This is a genomic window from Cellulomonas telluris (assembly GCF_004886325.1).
Classification (GTDB): domain Bacteria; phylum Actinomycetota; class Actinomycetes; order Actinomycetales; family Cellulomonadaceae; genus Cellulomonas; species Cellulomonas telluris.
In genome coordinates this window covers 533,553-551,117 of record NZ_QXFN01000002.1, presented here as the reverse complement: position 1 = coordinate 551,117, position 17,565 = coordinate 533,553, and the positions used below count along the sequence as shown (strand labels likewise).

General features: G+C 76.2%; 12 protein-coding genes. 5 read left to right on the top strand and 7 right to left on the bottom strand.

Annotated elements, in window-relative coordinates; genetic code table 11:
• Positions 1-99: 99 nt before the first annotated feature.
• The gene (mfd, locus tag FB586_RS07745; protein ID WP_136518726.1) at positions 100-3,735 is read right to left on the bottom strand and encodes a transcription-repair coupling factor; all 3,636 of its coding nucleotides are present in this window, start codon (positions 3,733-3,735) and stop codon (positions 100-102) included.
• A gap of 339 nt (positions 3,736-4,074) precedes the next feature.
• Here mfd and lhgD point away from each other — a divergent pair, with 339 nt between their 5' ends.
• From lhgD to FB586_RS07725, 4 genes are all read left to right on the top strand, one after another.
• Positions 4,075-5,268 carry an L-2-hydroxyglutarate dehydrogenase gene (gene lhgD, locus FB586_RS07740; protein ID WP_136518725.1) on the top strand — a complete coding sequence of 398 codons (1,194 nt, stop codon included), beginning with the start codon at positions 4,075-4,077 and terminating at the stop codon, positions 5,266-5,268.
• Positions 5,269-5,407: 139 nt separating this feature from the next.
• Positions 5,408-6,124: a hypothetical protein gene (locus tag FB586_RS07735; RefSeq protein WP_136518724.1), complete on the top strand. Its 717-nt coding sequence runs from the start codon at positions 5,408-5,410 to the stop codon at positions 6,122-6,124.
• Positions 6,121-7,503, top strand: a complete 1,383-nt coding sequence (locus FB586_RS07730; RefSeq protein ID WP_246036626.1) for an MFS transporter — start codon at positions 6,121-6,123, stop codon at positions 7,501-7,503. The genes FB586_RS07735 and FB586_RS07730 overlap by 4 nt, the downstream gene beginning before the upstream one ends.
• A complete protein-coding gene (locus FB586_RS07725) occupies positions 7,500-8,525 on the top strand; it encodes a TolB-like translocation protein (RefSeq protein ID WP_136518723.1) in 1,026 nt (341 codons plus the stop codon). Before FB586_RS07730 ends, FB586_RS07725 begins: the two co-directional genes overlap by 4 nt.
• Before the next feature lie 84 nt (positions 8,526-8,609).
• Here FB586_RS07725 and FB586_RS07720 read toward each other — a convergent pair whose 3' ends face one another.
• From FB586_RS07720 to FB586_RS07695, 6 genes are all read right to left on the bottom strand, one after another.
• Positions 8,610-9,968, bottom strand: coding sequence for a DUF4082 domain-containing protein (locus FB586_RS07720; RefSeq protein ID WP_136518722.1), 1,359 nt, complete (start codon positions 9,966-9,968; stop codon positions 8,610-8,612).
• 546 nt (positions 9,969-10,514) lie between these two features.
• Positions 10,515-11,429: a glycosyltransferase family 2 protein gene (locus FB586_RS07715; protein WP_136518721.1), complete on the bottom strand. Its 915-nt coding sequence runs from the start codon at positions 11,427-11,429 to the stop codon at positions 10,515-10,517.
• Positions 11,430-11,466: 37 nt separating this feature from the next.
• Positions 11,467-12,366, bottom strand: a complete 900-nt coding sequence (locus FB586_RS07710) for a glycosyltransferase (RefSeq protein ID WP_136518720.1) — start codon at positions 12,364-12,366, stop codon at positions 11,467-11,469.
• On the bottom strand, positions 12,363-13,685 hold the full coding sequence (locus FB586_RS07705; protein ID WP_136518719.1) for a glycosyltransferase family 4 protein: 1,323 nt from the start codon (positions 13,683-13,685) through the stop codon (positions 12,363-12,365). The genes FB586_RS07710 and FB586_RS07705 overlap by 4 nt, the downstream gene beginning before the upstream one ends.
• Positions 13,682-14,833 carry a glycosyltransferase family 4 protein gene (locus tag FB586_RS07700; RefSeq protein ID WP_136518718.1) on the bottom strand — a complete coding sequence of 384 codons (1,152 nt, stop codon included), beginning with the start codon at positions 14,831-14,833 and terminating at the stop codon, positions 13,682-13,684. The genes FB586_RS07705 and FB586_RS07700 overlap by 4 nt, the downstream gene beginning before the upstream one ends.
• A gap of 96 nt (positions 14,834-14,929) precedes the next feature.
• On the bottom strand, positions 14,930-16,612 hold the full coding sequence (locus FB586_RS07695) for a right-handed parallel beta-helix repeat-containing protein (protein WP_136518717.1): 1,683 nt from the start codon (positions 16,610-16,612) through the stop codon (positions 14,930-14,932).
• Positions 16,613-16,805: 193 nt separating this feature from the next.
• Between FB586_RS07695 and FB586_RS07690 the strand changes: the two genes are divergently transcribed.
• Positions 16,806-17,555, top strand: coding sequence for a polysaccharide deacetylase family protein (locus tag FB586_RS07690; protein WP_136518716.1), 750 nt, complete (start codon positions 16,806-16,808; stop codon positions 17,553-17,555).
• Positions 17,556-17,565: the final 10 nt, after the last annotated feature.

The window sequence follows — 17,565 nt, the reverse complement described above, 5'->3', positions numbered from 1 at the left end:
GGCGCGGTGCAGCGCCGGCGGTGCGTGGTCAGGGAGTCGGACCCGGGCGGGCCTCCGAACTCATCGGCCCGCCCCGGGTCGCCTCCGCGGCACAGCCTCTCAGCGCGTGCCGACCTGCGCGGCGACCGAGACGTCGCCGCGCACGACCGCGTCCACGAACTGCCGTGCCCAGGCGAGCAGCTCCTTGCCGTGCAGCGGCTTGCCGCCGATCCGCGCGGTCGTCGGGAACGGCACCAGCACGGTCCGCACGGCCGGCTTGAGCACCGCCCCCGGGTACAGCCGCTTGAGCCGCAGCTGCGCCGACTCCGGCAGCTCCACGGGCGCGAAGCGCACGAACCGGCCCTGGGCCGTGATGTCCGACAGGCCGGAGCCGCGCGCGTGCAGACGGAACCGCGCGACGTCGAACAGGTTCTCCACGGCCGCGGGGACGGCGCCGTACCGGTCCGCGAGCTCGGCGTGGACCTCGGCGAGCGCCGACTCGTCCGCCGCCGTCGCGATCTTGCGGTACGCCTCGAGGCGCAGCCGCTCGTGGGCCACGTAGTCGTGCGGGATGTGCGCGTCGACCGGCAGCTCGATGGTGACGTCCGGCAGCTCCTCCGGCTGGTCGCCGCGGTAGCTCGCGACCGCCTCGCCGACCATCCGCACGTACAGGTCGAAGCCGACGCCCTCGATGTGCCCGGACTGCTCGCCGCCGAGCAGGTTGCCCGCACCGCGGATCTCCAGGTCCTTCATGGCCACGGCCATGCCGGCCCCGAGGTCGGTGTGCGCGGCGATCGTCTGGAGGCGGTCGTGCGCCGTCTCGGTGAGCGGCACCTCCGGCGGGTACAGGAAGTACGCGTACGCGCGCTCGCGGCCACGCCCGACGCGCCCGCGCAGCTGGTGCAGCTGCGAGAGCCCCAGCCGGTCGGCCCGCTCGAGGATCAGCGTGTTGGCGTTGGAGATGTCCAGGCCCGTCTCCACGATCGTCGTGCAGACGAGGACGTCGAACTTCTTCTCCCAGAAGTCCATGATCACGCGCTCGAGCTGGTGCTCGTTCATCTTGCCGTGCGCCACCCCGACCCGCGCCTCCGGCACCAGCTCGCTGAGCCGCTGCGCCGTGCGCTCGATCGTCTCCACCTTGTTGTGCACGTAGAAGACCTGGCCCTCGCGCAGCAGCTCACGGCGGATCGCGGCGCCGATCTGCTTCTCCTCGTACGGCCCGACGAACGTGAGCACCGGGTGGCGCTCCTCCGGCGGCGTGGCGAGCGTCGACATCTCGCGGATGCCCGTGACGGCCATCTCGAGCGTGCGCGGGATGGGCGTCGCGCTCATCGCGAGCACGTCGACGTTGGTGCGCAGCGCCTTGAGCGTCTCCTTGTGCTCGACGCCGAACCGCTGCTCCTCGTCGATGATGACCAGGCCGAGGTCCTTGAACCGCACGCCGCCCGTGATGAGGCGGTGGGTGCCGATGACCACGTCGACCGACCCGTCGGCCAGCCCCTCCAGGATCTCCTTGCTCTCCTTCGGCGTCTGGAACCGGGAGAGCGCCTTCACGGTCACGGGGAACGCCGAGTACCGCTCGGCGAACGTGTCGAGGTGCTGCTGCACGAGCAGCGTCGTCGGCACCAGGACGGCCACCTGCTTGCCGTCCTGCACGGCCTTGAACGCGGCACGCACCGCGATCTCCGTCTTGCCGTAGCCGACGTCGCCGCAGACCAGCCGGTCCATGGGGATCGGCTTCTCCATGTCCTGCTTGACCTCGTCGATCGTGGCGAGCTGGTCCGGCGTCTCGACGTAGGCGAACGCGTCCTCGAGCTCGCGCTGCCAGGGGGTGTCCGGGCCGAACGCGTGCCCGGGCGTCGCCATGCGCGCCGAGTACAGGCGGATGAGCTCCGCCGCGATCTCCTTGACCGCCTTGCGGGCGCGGCTCTTCGTCTTGGCCCAGTCGCCCCCGCCCATGCGGTTGAGCGTCGGCGCCTCGCCGCCCACGTACTTCGTCACCTGGTCCAGCTGGTCCGTCGGGACGAACAGGCGGTCGCCCGGCTGCCCGCGCTTGCTGGACGCGTACTCGACCACCATGTACTCGCGGGTCGCTGCGTTCGCGCCCGTGCCGACCGTGCGCTGCACGAGCTCGACGAACCGCCCGACGCCGTGCTGCTCGTGCACGACGAAGTCGCCCGGGCGCAGCTGCAGCGGGTCGACGACGTTGCGGCGCCGGCTCGGCATGCGCCGCATGTCCCGCGTGCTCGACCCGGCCCGCCCGGTGAGGTCGGCCTCGCTGAAGACGGCCAGGTGCAGGTCCTCGTGCACGAACCCCGGGCCGACCGGCGCCGGGGTGACGAGCACGACCCCGCCCTCGGGCTCGTCGTCGACCGTGCCGACGAGGCGCGCCGGCACCTCCGAGGCGCGCAGCTGCTCGACCATGCGCTGCGCCGGCCCGTGGCCCTCGGTGGCGAGCAGCAGCCGCCACCCCTGCTGCTGCAGGCGGCGCACGTCCGCGACGGCGCGCTCGACCTCGCCGCGGTACCGCTCGACGTCGCGCGCCGCGACGACGAGCGTGCGCACGCCGTCCGCGTGCCCGAGCCCGTCGTCCGGCACGGTGCCGGCGTCCGCGGCGCCCGCGTCGAGGGTGAAGCCGCTGAGCGTCCACCAGCCGAGCCCGCGCACCTGGCTGCGGGCGCGCACGTCCGCGAAGGACGCGAACGAGGCCGCCGACAGGTCGAGGGGCACCTGCGCCCCAGCGGCGGCGGAGGTCCACGCCGCCGCGAGGAACTCCTCGGTGGTGGCGACCAGGTCGTGCGCGCGCCGGCGCACGCGCTCGGGGTCGACGACGACCAGCAGGGACTCGTCAGGCACGAGGTCGACCACGGGGACCATGCGGTCGACCAGGACGGGGGCGAGGGACTCCATGCCCTCGACGGCGATGCCCTGCGCGAGCCGGTCGAGCATGTCGACCGCGCCGGGCAGCCGCTCGGCGAGCGCCGCGGCCCGCTCGCGGACCGCGTCGGTCAGCAGGATCTCGCGGCACGGCGGCGCCCACACGCCGTGGTCCGCGATCTCGAGGCTCCGCTGGTCGGCCACGGAGAACCAGCGGATCTCCTCGACGTCCTCGCCCCACAGCTCCACGCGCAGGGGGTGGTCCTCCGTCGGCGGGAACACGTCGAGGATGCCGCCGCGCACCGCGAACTCGCCGCGCCGCTCGACCATGTCGACGCGGGTGTAGGCCGCGTCGACCAGGCGGCGTGCGACGTCGTCGAGGTCCACCTGCTGGCCGGGGCGGATCTCCACCGGCACGAGCTCGCCGAGCCCGTCGACCACGGGCTGCAGCAGTGCGCGCACGGGCATGACGAGCACCCGCACCGGTCCCGTCGGCCCGGGCTCGGGGTCCGGGTGCGCGAGGCGGCGGAACACGGCGAGGCGGCGGGCCACGGTGTCCGAGCGCGGGCTCAGCCGCTCGTGCGGCAGCGTCTCCCAGCTCGGCAGCACCGCCACGTCGTCGTCGGGGAGGTAGCAGCGCAGCGCGGCCGCGAGCTCGTCGGCGTCGCGGCCCGTCGCGGTGACGACGACGAGCGGCCGGCCGGCGGGCCCCTCCCCCGCGGCCCCCGTGGCGCGCGCACCGGCGAGCGCGGCGAGCAGCGGCGGGCGGACGCCCGCGGGGCCGACGACGTCGAGCTCGCCGCGGGCGCGCACGGACGCGACGGCCTCGGCGGCGGCGGGGTCGGCGAGCAGGGCGGGGAGCAGTCCGGTCAGGTCCATGGGTCCTTCGCAGGTGCGGTGACGGGGGTGGCGGGGCAGGCGGTCGTCGGCCGGCCGGCGCGAGGCCGGGACGGCACGAGGCCGGGGACAGCACGGGGCCGGGGACAGCACGAACGCCCCGGATCCACTGGGACCCGGGGTGCCCCACCAGTCTACGAGCCGCCACCGACACGGCCCGGCGGGGCGGCGTCCGCGGGACGCCGCGTCCGCCACGGGACGAATTCGCCCGAACCGCCGGGCACCGGGCGGGTGCAGGGGCGCTACCGTGACGCCTCGACCCCCTGGTCCGGGGCGTCGGGACGCCCGCCGGCGACGGCGGGGCGAGCGGGGAGGCCGCGGGTGCCGCACGTCGTCGTGGTGGGAGCCGGCATCGTCGGGCTGGCCGTGGCCGCCCGTCTCGGGGCCCAGGGGCACCGGGTCACGGTGCTGGAGAAGGAGGACGAGCCGGCGCGGCACCAGACCGGCCGCAACTCCGGCGTCGTGCACTCGGGCCTCTACTACGCGCCCGGCAGCCTCAAGGCGCGCATGGCGGTCGCGGGCGCCCGCAGCATGACGGCGTTCGCGCGGGAGCGCGGCGTCGCGGTGGAGGTCACCGGCAAGCTCGTCGTGGCGACCTCGCCGGACCAGGTGCCGGGGCTGCACCGGCTCGCGGAGCGGGCCGCCGCCAACGGCGTGCCGGCCGACCTCGTCGGCGCCGCCGGCGCGCGCGAGCACGAGCCCCACGTCGCCGCGGTGGACGCGCTCTGGGTCCGGACGACCGGGATCGTCGACTACGTGGGGGTGTGCCGCGCCCTGGCCGGCGACGTCCGGGAGCACGGGGGCGAGCTCGCCCTGGGCACGCAGGTGGTCGGGGCGAGCGAGTCGCCCGAGGCGGTGCACGTGCGGCTCGCGGGGCCCGGCGGCGAGCGCGAGCTGCGCGCCGACCGGCTCGTCGCGTGCGCCGGGCTGCACGCCGACCGGGTCGCCCGCGCGTGCGGGGTCGTCCCCCGGGCGAGGATCGTGCCGTTCCGCGGGGAGTACCACGAGCTCGGCCCGCGCGCCGCGGCGCTCGTGCGCGGCCTCGTCTACCCGGTGCCGGACCCGCGGTTCCCGTTCCTGGGCGTGCACCTGACGCGCATGCTCACGGGCGGCGTCCACGCGGGCCCCAACGCCGTCCTCGCGCTCGCCCGCGAGGGGTACCGCCGGCGGGACGTCTCGCCGCGCGACGTGGTCGACGCGCTCGCCTGGCCCGGGCTGTGGCGGATGGGCGCGCGCAACGTCGCGCCCGGGTTCCAGGAGGTCGTGCGCTCGCTGTCCCGCCGCGCGTTCGCGCGCAGCCTCGCGCAGCTCGTGCCGCAGATCCAGGAGGGCGACCTGCGGCCGTCCCCCGCGGGCGTGCGCGCCCAGGCGGTCGAGCGCGACGGCCGCCTCGTCGACGACTTCCTCGTGCAGCGCACGGCCCGGCAGGTGCACGTGCTCAACGCGCCGTCCCCCGCGGCGACCGCCTCGCTCGAGATCGCCGCGCACGTGGTCGACGCGCTCGCGCTCCCCTGACCGGGGGATTCCACCCGCCTGCGCGGGGTGAAAAGCCGACGGGGGCGACCGCGCGGCCGACCGCGCTGGGTAACGTCTGCGCGGTCGAGATGTCCCTTTTGCGGCGGCTCGCCCGGACCGCACGCCCCGAAGGTGCTCCATGGACCGCCCCCGCCCCGCCCGCCCCCGAGCCCGCTCCGCGCTGCCGGCCCTCGGGCTCGCCGTGCTCCTCGGACTCGCGGGCTGCACGGGGGGCGACGCCACCGACACGACGGGCGCGACCACGACCTCGCCCACCCCGGCGGGGACGGCCGGCGCGACCGGGTCCGCGGACGGCGGCGGCGCCGGGACCGGGACGGGCACGGCCGGCGGCGGTGGCGACGGCGGCGCGGGGCCGGACGACGCCGGCGCGGGCGACGTCACCGGCTCCAGCGGGGACACCCCGAGCGAGCTCGCACCCGTCGCGCCGCCGGACGAGACGGCGCACCCGGCGGCCGTCGTCCCCGGCCCCTCCCTGACCGGCGCCCTGCCGCCGGCCGACGCGGCGCGCGGCGAGCGGCTCGTGGGCGGGTTCCCCGTCCAGGTCGTCCCGGTGCCCGACGGCGTGCGCGTCGTGTCCAGCTCGGTCTCCCCCGACGGGCAGCGCCTGCAGGTCGGCCTCGAGGCCAGCGGCGACGCCGAGCCGGCCGCGGTCCAGGACGCGTACGTCCAGGAGCTCGCCGCCGCCGGCTTCGCCGTGTCCCCGGCGCCCGCGACGCCCGGCAGCACCGCGACCGCGTTCACCCGCGGACCGGACGGTCTCGTGCTGACCGTCCGCCCCCGGACCGGCGGCGGCACCGAGCTCACCCTCGCCGGCACGCTGACGACGGCCGGGTGACGCGCGTGTACCTCTCCCTGCGGGACCGCCCGGCGGCATCGAGGCCCGCGCCCGGTGCGTCGTCCGGCGCCGGCCGGCGCCCGGCGCGGCCGGCCAAGGTCTCGTCGGTCGTCGTCACGCTCGGCGTCGTCAGCATGCTCACCGACATCTCGTCGGAGTCGGTGGCGGCGATCCTGCCGCTGTACGTGACGACGGCGCTGGGGCTGTCGACCCTCGCGTACGGGGTCCTCGACGGGCTCATGCAGGGCGCGACCGCGCTCGTGCGGGTGCTCGGCGGGTGGGCCGCCGACCGCGGGGACCACCCGAAGTGGGTCGCGACCACCGGGTACGGCCTGTCCGCGCTCAGCCGCGCGGGGCTCCTCGCCGCGGGCGGGTTCGCGGGCGTGACGGCGGCGGTGGCCGTCGACCGCGTGGGCAAGGGCATCCGCACGGCGCCGCGGGACGCGATGATCGCCGCGGCGTCCGACCCGCGGACGCTCGGGCGGTCCTTCGGGGTGCACCGCGCGCTCGACACCGTGGGCGCCGCCCTGGGTCCCCTGCTCGCGTTCGTCGTCCTGTGGGCGATCCCCGACGGGTACTCGACCGTGTTCGTCGTGTCGTTCGGCGCCGCGGTGCTCGGCCTGGCCACGCTCGTCCTGCTCGTGCCGGACCTGCGTCCCCGCCGCGCCGCCTGGCTGGCGCGCCACCGCAGCCGGGGCGAGCGCGCGCTGCCGAAGTGCAAGGGCTGCACGTGCGACGTCACCGGCCTCCAGCCCGCCGGGCGCCCCTTCCGCTGGTCCCTGGTGGTGGCGCCCCGGATGCGGCGCGTGCTGCTGGCGGCCGGCGTGCTCGCGCTGCTGACGGTCGGCGACGGGTTCGTCTACCTGTCCCTGCAGGCGCGCGACGGGTTCGCCGCCCAGTGGTTCCCGCTGCTCTACGTCGGCACGAACGTCGCGTACATGTCGCTCGCGGTCCCGGTGGGACGGCTCGCCGACCGGTGGGGCAGGGCCCGCGTGTTCGTGTGGGGCCACCTCGCCCTGGTCGCGGCCTACGTGTGCGCCGGCCTGGCGTGGGCGTCGACCGCGACGACCGTCGCCGCGCTGCTCCTGCTCGGCGCGTTCTACGCCGCCACCGACGGCGTGCTCGCCGCGGTCGTCGGGCGCATCGCGTCCGCGGACGTGCGCGGCGCCGCGATCGGCACGGCGCAGACGGTGCAGGCCGTCGCGCGGATGGTCGCGTCGGCGGCGTTCGGGGTCCTCTGGTACACCGCGGGTCGCGGCCCCGCGATCCTGGTCGTCGCCGCGCTGCTCGCGGCCGCGCTGCCGGTCTGCTGGGTGCTCGTCCGGTCCCTCGACGCCGCTCCCGCGTCCGAGGACGCGACGGCGGGAGCGGACGCGTGAGGCGGCCGGCACCCCGGGTCGTCGCGCTCGCCGTCGTGGCCCTCGTCGTGGCCGTCGGCGTGAGTGCCTACGCCGTGACCGCGTGGCGGAGCCGGGAGGCCGCCGTCGCCGCGGCGCCGTCGGTGCCCGCGACCGCGCTCGGCGACGTGCTCGACGCCCCGCACCTGGTGTTCCGCAGCACGCTGCCCGGCAGCACGTACGGCCTCGTCGCCGCCGTCCCGCTCGACGCCCCCGACGGGCCCCGCGCGTTCACGGACGTCGCGTGCGACCGCGTGGACGTGGCCGCCGGCACCGCGTCCTGCCTGCGCACCGTGCGCGGCGTCGTCACGTCCTTCGAGACCCTGCTGCTGGACGCCCGCACCTGGCAGGTCGAGCGGACGTGGCCGCTGCCGGGCATCCCGAGCCGCACCCGGCTGTCGGACGACGGGCGCCTCGTCGCGACCACCGCGTTCGTGACCGGCCACTCGTACACGGCCGTGGGCTTCTCCACCCAGACCGACGTGCACCACGCCGACGGGACCGCCGTCGGCAACATCGAGGGCTTCGCGCTCGAGGTCGACGGGCAGCCGTTCACGGCGGTGGACCGCAACCTGTGGGGCGTGACGTTCGTCGACGACGACGTGTTCTACGCGACCGCGGCGTCGCAGTCCGCCGGCAGGACGTGGCTCGTGCGGGGCTCCCTCGCGGCACGCGCGATGGAGTCGGTGCAGGAGGACGCCGAGTGCCCCGCGCTCTCGCCCGACGGCACCCGGGTCGCCTACAAGAAGGTCGTGGGCACCGCGCAGGGGCAGTCCGTCTGGGCGCTCGCCGTGCGCGACCTGGCCTCGGGCACCGAGACGCTGCTGCCCGGCACGCGGGGCGTCGACGACCAGGCCGAGTGGCTCGACGACGCCACCCTCCTGTACGGGCTCGCCCGGGCGGGCGAGCCCGGCGTCACCGACGTGTGGGCCACGGGCACGACCCCCGACGCCGTGCCCCGGCTGCTGGTGCCCGGCGCGTGGTCGCCGTCGGTCGTGCGCTGACCCGCGCCGCGCCGCGACGGCCGCGACCCCGGCCGCTCGTGGCAGCCGGGGTCGCGGGGGTGGGCGCGTGAGCGCGGGGTGGCGTCAGTAGCGGACGGCAGCCCCGTTGTCCGCGAAGACGTTGCCCGTCCAGGTCACCGGGACGTTGACCCGGGCCTGGCCGTACTGCGCGGTGCGGCCGAACGTGTTGTTCCGGAAGGTGATGTTCCGGATGACGTACTGGCCGTTGTTGCCGTCGACGACGAACACCGTGAAGCCGCCGCCGTTGAGGTAGTTGCCCTCGACGAGGACGGGCCCGTCCGTGGTGGGGCCGAAGTCCGGCGCGATGAACAGCGCCGCGTTGGCCTTCGTGGTCGAGGAGACGTCGATCGTGTTGTTGCGCACCACGAGGTTGCGGATGCCGTCCTGCACCTGGCCGCCGTCGGCGTGCGCGCCCGGGCCGGGCGTGAGGTCGTGGATCCAGCTGTCCTGCAGCGTGGTGTTGGACCCGAGCTTGACGCCGTCACCCGTGGTGGAGTGCACGTTCACGCGGTACGCGGCGTAGTTCGAGTAGCCGATGGCGTTCTCGAAGTTGTAGATCTCGCTGTCCTGGATCACGACGTTGCCCGACCGGACGCTGATGCCGTCACCCGTGCCGTTGCCGTGGATGCGGGAGTTCTTGATCGTGACGTTCGACGCCGCGACGACGACCTTGCCCGAGATGTCGTAGCCGTCGATCACGGTGTTCGGCGTGGTGATCGTCAGGGCGCCGGACGCCTTGAGCGTCGTGCCGGCGGGGACACCGGTGTTGCTCGCACCCGGACGCGCCGTGCTCGGCGCGGGGGCCGGCGGGGCCGGCTGGGTGGGGGCGACGGCGGCGGGGGCGTCCGCCGTGAAGACGGCGTCGACCCAGTAGTTCGTCGACTTGAAGCTCTGCTTGGGGAACCCGCCGGAGCCGTAGACGAACCGGCCGGCGTTGCTCGTCGGCAGGAGCATCGAGGACGACAGGGACTTGCCGGTGTAGTTCTCCGTGTACGCGTACCGGCCCTGCGGCGCGTGGTACGAGACGACGTAGCTGCTGCCCGAGGTCACGTCGACCGGCGTCGCGAACTTCACGGTCTGCCAGCCGGTCGCGGTCTCGTTGGTGAAGGTGGCCCGCGCGAGGCGCTTGCCGTCGGCCGTCCACAGCGAGGCGGTGTGCGTGCCGGTGTTGCCCGCGGTCTTCCAGAACCGGACGCCGGTGACGTCGCCGGTCGCCTTCGCGGTGAACGCGGTGCCGAGCTCGACGGCGGCCGTGTCGTTCGTCGCGGCCTTCACGCCGCTGGGCGTGCCGGTTCCGAAGATCGTCTCGGTGCTGGCGGCGGCGGCCGGCCCGGCGGTGAAGCCGAGGGCGACACTCGCGCTGACACCGAGCGCCAGGGCCGCGAGGCCGCGGCGGCGCATGGTGGTGGTGGTGGTGCTCACGTGGTTCTCCGTCGTTCCGGCGCGCGGTCGCGCGCCTGTAGCAGGCGTGCGGGATCGCGCGCCTTGGTGCCTGTCCGTTCGGGCGGAGCGACCGGCTGATGAGGCGTCGTGCACCTCGAGGAGGGTGGTGGCCCTCGCCCGTCGCACCCCGGGTCCCGGGGTTGCCCTGCGATGTGTTCCCCTGTGGCGACCCGCCGGACGACCGTCCCTGGTCGCCGGTCCGTGCGGTTCCCGGCGCGGGACGACCCGCTGCCCGCCGCGGCGGGACGCAGCGCACGTCGGCGCCGCCCACCGGGCGACCGCCCGGAGATGGATGCCTGGGGCATCACTTCGGTCGTTTACGACGCTAGGCACGAAATCCGGCGTCGTCACGCGGGCCGCGCGGGGGCAAAAGCGGACGGACGGAGTGTTGACTCAGGTCAGCGGGTGCGCTCCCACGACCGGGCGTCCTTCGTCACAGCACAGGACCTTCACGGCGGCGACGCCGTGTCGACACCGGGTCGGCTGCGCGGGAGTGAGCGATCCCACGCACGCCGGCACCCGTCGTCAGGCGGGCCAGCCCCGCGTCCACGAGCGGTCCGACACGAGCGTGCCCCAGCTCGGGGTCCGGCCCAGTGCCCGCTCCCCCAGGCCGCGCACCGCCGCACCGGCGAGGAGCATCGCGACGCCCGTGCGGGCCCGCCACGGCGCCCAGTGCAGCCGCGCCAACGTCGCCTTGCCCGTCATGAGCAGCCGCAGCTTGTGCGCCCGCGCGGACGACGCGCCCACCGCGTGCACCGCGACGGCGTCGGGTGTGATCCGAGGCCGCAGCCCGAGCTCGGCCGCGCGCAGCGACAGGTCGGCGTCCTCGGCGTACATGAAGAAGCGCTCGTCGAACCCGCCGAGCTTGTCCCAGGTCGTGCGCTCGAACGCCAGCAGGCACCCCGTGACGATGTCGACCTCCTGCGCCGTCCCCCGGTCCCAGCGGCCCAGCGACTCGGGGTCCAGCACCCGCGAGCGCCGGAACGCCGTCGACAGGCCGGTCGCGAAGCAGAACCAGCTCCACAGCGTCGGCCGGCCCCAGCAGCTGCTGGGGTCGACCGAGCCGTCGGGACGCAGCGTGCGGCCGCCGACCAGCCCGGCCTGCGGGTACGCGTCGAGCGCCTCGACCAGGGCGTCGATGCACCCCTCCCGGACCACCGCGTCCGGGTTGAGCAGCACCACGCGCTCGGCGTCCGTCATCGCGACCGCGGCGTTGCAGCCCCGTCCGAAGCCGATGTTCTCGCTGCCCAGATGGAGCCGGACGCGGTCCGCCCACCGCGCGAGGACCTCGCGCGTCGGCGCGTCGGACGCGTTGTCCAGCACCACGACCTCGAACGGCGTGCGCGGGCGGGCGTCCTCGAGCAGCGCCCGCAGGCACCGGTCGACCCACTCGGCCGCGTTGTACGTGACGACGACGACCGCCACCTGCGGCACCGTCACGGCGCACCCGCCGAGCGGCGCGGCCCCACGTGCGTCCTCATGCCGTCACGGCCCGCGAGCCGTGGTCGGTGGACCAGCGCGTGTCGCCCCGGCGCCGCCGCCACCAGGCGACGGCCCGGGCGCGCGCCGTGACCGCGAGGAACACCAGCACGTCGAGCGTCCCGTAGTCACGCCGCCGCACACCCGCGAGGACCGCGGCGAGGCCCGTGCTCTCGGTGTCGGGGCCCAGGTCGGCGTCGAGCTCCCGGTTCCCGTTCACGACCCGGGCGCGGCGCGCGACGAGCGCGCCCACCGTCCGCGTGGGGTGGACGGTGAAGTCCGCCTCCACGACGCGCCGCCCCGACGCGGGGACCGCCCGGCGCACCCAGCCGTCGTCGTTCGTCACGTCGGGGATCTCGCCCAGCACGGCCCGCCCGCGGGCGCTCAGCGCGAACACGCCCGAGCCGCCGACCGTGAACCCGCGCGCGTAGGGCAGCGCGGTCCAGACCGCGTAGTAGCGGCGCACGGCCCACGAGGAGCGCGCGGTCTCGAACCGGGGCCGGGCCGCGGCGATCAGCACGTCCGCACCCGCGGGCGCGTCGTCGTCGCGTCCGTCGGGCGCGTCGTCGGCGAGCGCGTCGAGCAGCGCGCGCACCGTCGCGGTCGGCACCTCGATGTCGGCGTCGATGACGACCACCGGGCCCGGTGCGGCGGCCGCCAGGCCCGCCCGCAGGGCCGCGGGCTTCGAGGCGACGTCCAGCTCGAGCACCCGCACGTCGGGTCCCGCGGCCCGCGCGCGCGCCGCCGTCGCGTCCGTGGAGCCGTTCGAGACGACCAGCACCGCGAGCTCGCCGCGCTCGGCGTCGGCCAGCAGCACCCGCAGGCACCGGCCGATCACCGCCTCCTCGTCGTGCGCGGGGACCAGCACCGTCCCCCGCGGGGCCGTCCGCGCGCTCACGGCTCCACCACCGCGGCGAGCGTGCCCCGTGCCCGGACCAGGTCCTCGAGCTCGTCGTCGCCCACCGCGACCCGCCCGCCGGGCAGCGCCGCGGCGGCGTCGACGAACGGCCCGGGCCCCGAGTCGCGGCCGAGCAGGTCGTCGAACGTCGCGACGTACGTCCGCGCCTGGGGCTGCCAGTCGAGCTCGCGCACCACGCGCCGCCGGGCACGCAGGGACATGTCCGTGCGCAGCTCCGGGTCGTCGAGCAGCCGCTCGACCGCGTCCGCGAACGCCCCGACGTCGCCCGAGGGCACGTACAGCGCGCAGTCCCCCGCGCTCACCCGCGTCTCGTCGAGGTCGAACGTGACCGTGGGCAGCGCGTACGCCATGTACTCCATGGTCTTGTTCATGGTCGACCGGTCGTTGAGCGGCGTCTTGCGGTCCGGGGAGAGGCCGGCGCTCGCGGCCGACAGGTAGTCGGCGATCGTCTCCTTGCCCGCGCGGCCGGTGAACTCCACGACGTCGTCGAGACCCAGGCGGGTCGACAGCGCGCGCAGCTCCTCGAGGCAGTCGCCGAAGCCGAGCAGCGCCGCACGCACGTCGTCGCGGCCGCGCCGGTGCACGAGCTCGTCGACGACGTGCAGCACGACGTCGACGTCGTCCTGCGGGCCCATGATCCCCAGGTAGACGAGCAGGTGCCCGCCGCGCGCCAGGTCGCCGGTACCGGCCACCGGGCGCATGACGCGCGTGTCCGGTCCGGAGCGGACGACGCTCGTGCGCTCGCGCGGCACCCCGCCGCGGGTCAGCGCGACGCTCCGGTACGACTCGTTCGTGGAGATGACGCGGTGCGCGGCGCGGAACGTGCGCCGCTCGAGCCACCGCAGCCCGCCGAGCTGCGCCCGGCCGCCCGGCCCGGACGGCTCGCCGAACCGGGACAGGTACAGCTCGGGGTTGAGGTCGTGGTGGTCGAAGACGAAGCGGACGCCCCGCAGCCGCCACAGCAGCGCCAGCGCCCAGTACGTGTCCGGCGGGTTGCAGGCCTGGATGACGTCGAACCCGCGCTCGCGGCGCACCACCAGGGACAGCAGCGCGGTGCGCACCCACGAGTACACGAACTCGACGACGAACCCCAGCAGGCCGCGCGCCTCCGGCGCCGGCCGGTACTTGTACAGCGCGACGTCCTCCACGACCTCCCGCGCCGGGTCGCCCGGGCCGCGGGGGCAGATGACGCTGACGCGGTACCCGGCGGCCACGAGCGCGCGGCACTCCAGCCACACGCGCCGGTCCAGCGGCACCGGCAGGTTCTGCACGATGACGAGCACCCGAGGTGCGCTCACGGTCGTCCTCCGTCCACGACGGTCCCGGCGGCCGCGAGCACGTCGCGCGCGGCCCTGTCCCACGAGAAGTGCGCACGGCGCGCGTCGGCCCGGGCGGCGCAGGCCTCGTACAGGGCGTCGTCCGCGAGCGCCTCGACGACCAGGGCCGCGAGCTCGTCGGGCGCCTCGGAGCGCACGAGCAGCCCGCCGGAGGCGCGGTCGAGGATCTCCGGCATGGCGCACGCGTCCCGGCCGATGCACGGCAGCCCGCGGCTCAGCGCCTCGGCGAACACGATCCCGAAGCCCTCCAGGCGCGACGGCATGACGAACAGGTCGTGCGTGTCCATGAGCTCGCCCGCCCGCGCACGGCTCACCGGCCCGAGAAACTCCACGCCGTCCGGCACGTCCCCGCGCATCGGCCAGCGCTCGGGGCCCGCCACGGTCAGGGTGACCGTGGCACCGAGCTCGCGACGCAGCACGGCCAGGGCACGGACCACCTGGTCGCCGCCCTTCGTGTCGAAGTCCCGCCCGAGCAGCAGCAGCCGTCGCACGCGCCCGCGACGACGCGGCGGCACCGGCGTGCCCGCCGGCACGGCGGCGTTCACGCCCGGGTGCACCACCCGCACCCGGTGCGCCGGCACGCCGTGCGCGACGAGGTCGTCCGCGAGCCACCGGCTCATGGGCAGCAGCACCGCGGCCCGGGCGTAGACGCGGTCCTGCGCGCGCCGCAGCGACTCGATGCGGCGCCGGCCGAGGGCGCGGAAGTGCGGGACCCCGTCGCGTCCGTAGCGGTCGAGCAGCAGCGCGTAGCTGAGGTCCTGCAGGACCATCGCCGGCGCGGCGGTGCCGCCCAGGTCCTGGATCTGCAGCACGACGTCGGGCGCCGCGCGGCGCGTGCGGCGGTCCACGTCGCGGGCGACGGCGGCGCGCGTGAGCGTGCCGTGCCGCCACACCGACGTCCAGCGGCCCGCCCCCCGCCGTGCGTACGCCAGGCGCAGCGGGGTCCGCAGCGCGGCCGGGAGCTCGCTGCCGACGTCGACGACGTCCGCCAGCGGGTCCAGGTGCCGGCGCAGCTGCCACGGCGTGCCCGACCAGGTCGACTCGCGCGGGCTGGTCCAGTGGCACGCGAACCCCAGCCGCAGCGTCGCGGACCTGCTCGCGGGTACCACGGCACGCAGGGTGTCCGTTCCGCCCCGTTCTGCCACGTCTGTCACCTTAGGGGCGGGTTCCGCGCCCCGGACGCGTCCGAGCGGGCGAAATCCTGCTCAGGGGGTGACGGGCGAGGACGTCCCCTCCCAGACGTTGCGCTGCCACGTGACGGGCACGTTCACCCGGGCGGCGCCGTACTCCGCGCGGCGGCCGAAGACGTTATCCGTGACCGTGATGTTCCCGACGACGTAGCGGCCGTCGCCGCCGTCGACGGCGAACAGCGTGTAGCCGCCGCCGTCGAGCAGGTTGCCCTGCACCGTGACGGGCCCCTCGGTGCTCGGCCCGAAGTCCGGCGCGAGGAACAGCGCGGCGTTGGTCCGGGCGCCCGACACGTCGATGACGTTGTCGCGCACCACCAGGTCGCGCACGCCGTCCTGCATCTGCCCGCCGTCGGCGTGCGCGTCCTTCCCGGGCGTCAGGTCGTGGATCCAGCTGTCCTCGAGCAGCACGTCCGAGCCGAGCTTCACGCCGTCCCCGGTCATCGAGTGGACGTCGACGCGGCGCGCGGTCCACCGGTCGAACCCGATGCCGTTCTCGAACCCGGAGATCTCGCTGTCGCTGATCGTCACGCTGCCGCCCGACGTCATCACGCCCGTGCCGGTGCCGTCGCCGCGGATCCGGCAGTTCGTGATGACGACGTCGGGTGCGCGCACGACGACCGGTCCGGCGATGTCGAGGCCGCTGATCACCTGGCCGGGCGTGCTCGCGACGATCGGGCCGGAGGGCTGCAGGACCACGCCGTCGGGGACGCCGGTCGTCGCCGGGCCGGGCCGCCCTGCGGGGGCCGGCACCGGCGGGGTCGTCCCGCCCCCGCCCGCCGGCGGGACCGGGGCGGGCGGCGGGGGCGCCGCGGTCGCGCTCGGGGAGGGCGTCGCCGTCGGCGTCGCGGTGGGCGTGGCCGCCGGCGTCGGGGTGGCCGTCACGGTGGGCGTCGCCGTGACGACGGGCCGCGCCGTGCGCGTCGCCGACGGGCGCGACGTGGGCGTGCCGACGCTCGGCGTCGGCGTGGGAGCGACACCCGCACCGGGGCCCACCACCTCGACCGCGACCAGGTTCCACAGCCCTCCGCGGGGGGACGACGTGCCGAACCGGAGCGTGCCGGCCCGCGCGGCGCGCGCGCCCTGGACCCACAGCGTGTCGTCGGTGGACGCCTCGAGCTCGGCGAGCTTGCGCTGCCCGGCGAGCAGCCGCCGCGACTCGGCGCGCGCCCAGTCGTTGCCCACGCCCAGGACGAGCGAGCGCGCGCCGACCGGGACCGCCACCGCGGGCGCACCCCGGCGCCCCGACGCGTCGGCCGCCGACCGGACGCGACCGTCCGGCACGACGTACGCCGCGGCCAGCCCCACGTGGGGGCCGTGCCCCAGCACCGCGACGGGCGTGCAGGAGCGCCGGGCGCCGCCCTCGGCGGCCCAGACCTCGGACGTCCCGCTGCTGGCGTTCGCGCGGCGCACGAGCCGCCAGCCGCTGCCGCAGCCCTCCACGGCGCGGACGGTCTGGCGGGCACCGGACGGCCCGTCCGCCGCGACGAGCAGCAGGACGGTCGACCCCGCCCCGACCCGCACGGCACCGGCCGCCAGCCGGTCGACGGGGGTGTCGTACGTGCGGACCGCGTGCGACGACACGGTGGGGACGCCGCGCTCGTGCGCCGCGCCGGCGTCCACCCCCACGACGGCGACGACGAGCGTCGTCAGCCCCAGCAACCGCAGCGCGCGTCGGGCACGCGAGGACGTTCGGACCATGTGAGCCAACCCCCTGCTCGGGGCGCCGCACGGCCCCCGGGGGGTCCTCGGCACCTCAGCGGTACGGCGTCTCGACCGTGCGGCCGAATTCACCCGATCGCCGGTCATGCTAGGGCAGATCGGGCGGATGCTCAGGTACTAGTTTCTCCCCGATGCCCGAGAAGACCGCCGCTCCGCGCGGCCGGGGAGACCGGTGACCGCGTCCCCGGCGACCCGCCTGCGCCGCTCCGCCGGCCCCCGGACCCGCCGCGCGCTGCGTCGCACGGCGGACGCCCTGCTGGCCCCGGCGTTCGGCTCGGTGCGCGGCGGGCGCCCGTCCGGGCAGGTCGCCGTGACGTTCGACGACGGCCCCGACCCCGTCACCACGCCGGCGATCCTGCAGGTCCTGGAGGAGGCGGGTGCGCGCTGCACCTACTTCCTGCTCGTGCCCCAGGCCGAGCAGCACCCGGACCTCGTCGCGCGGATCCGGGACGCCGGCCACGAGATCGCGCTGCACGGCCTCGACCACACCCCGCTGCCGCGCCTGCCGCACGCGACCGCGGTGCGCACGCTCCGCGAGGCGCGGCACCGCCTCGAGGCGGTCGCCGGCACCCCCGTCCGCCTCTACCGCCCGCCCTACGGCGCCCAGTCGCCGTCGAGCCTGCTCGCCGCGCGACGCGCGGGCCTCGACGTCGTCGTGTGGTCCGCGGACGCCGCCGACTGGGAGGAGCGCCCGAGCGCGGACGTGGCGTCCCTCGGCCTCGCGCGGCTGGCCGACGGCGGGATCCTCCTGCTGCACGAGCGGCTGGAGCCCGGACCCGACGGCACCGCGGTCGTGACCTCGTTCGACCGGGCGGCGATGACCCGCGACGTGCTCACCGGGCTCCACGCGGCCGGCCTGCGCGCCGTGCGGGTGGACGAGCTGACCCGCGCCGGCGCGGTGCGCACGGCCTGGTTCCGCTGACCGCGGGCGG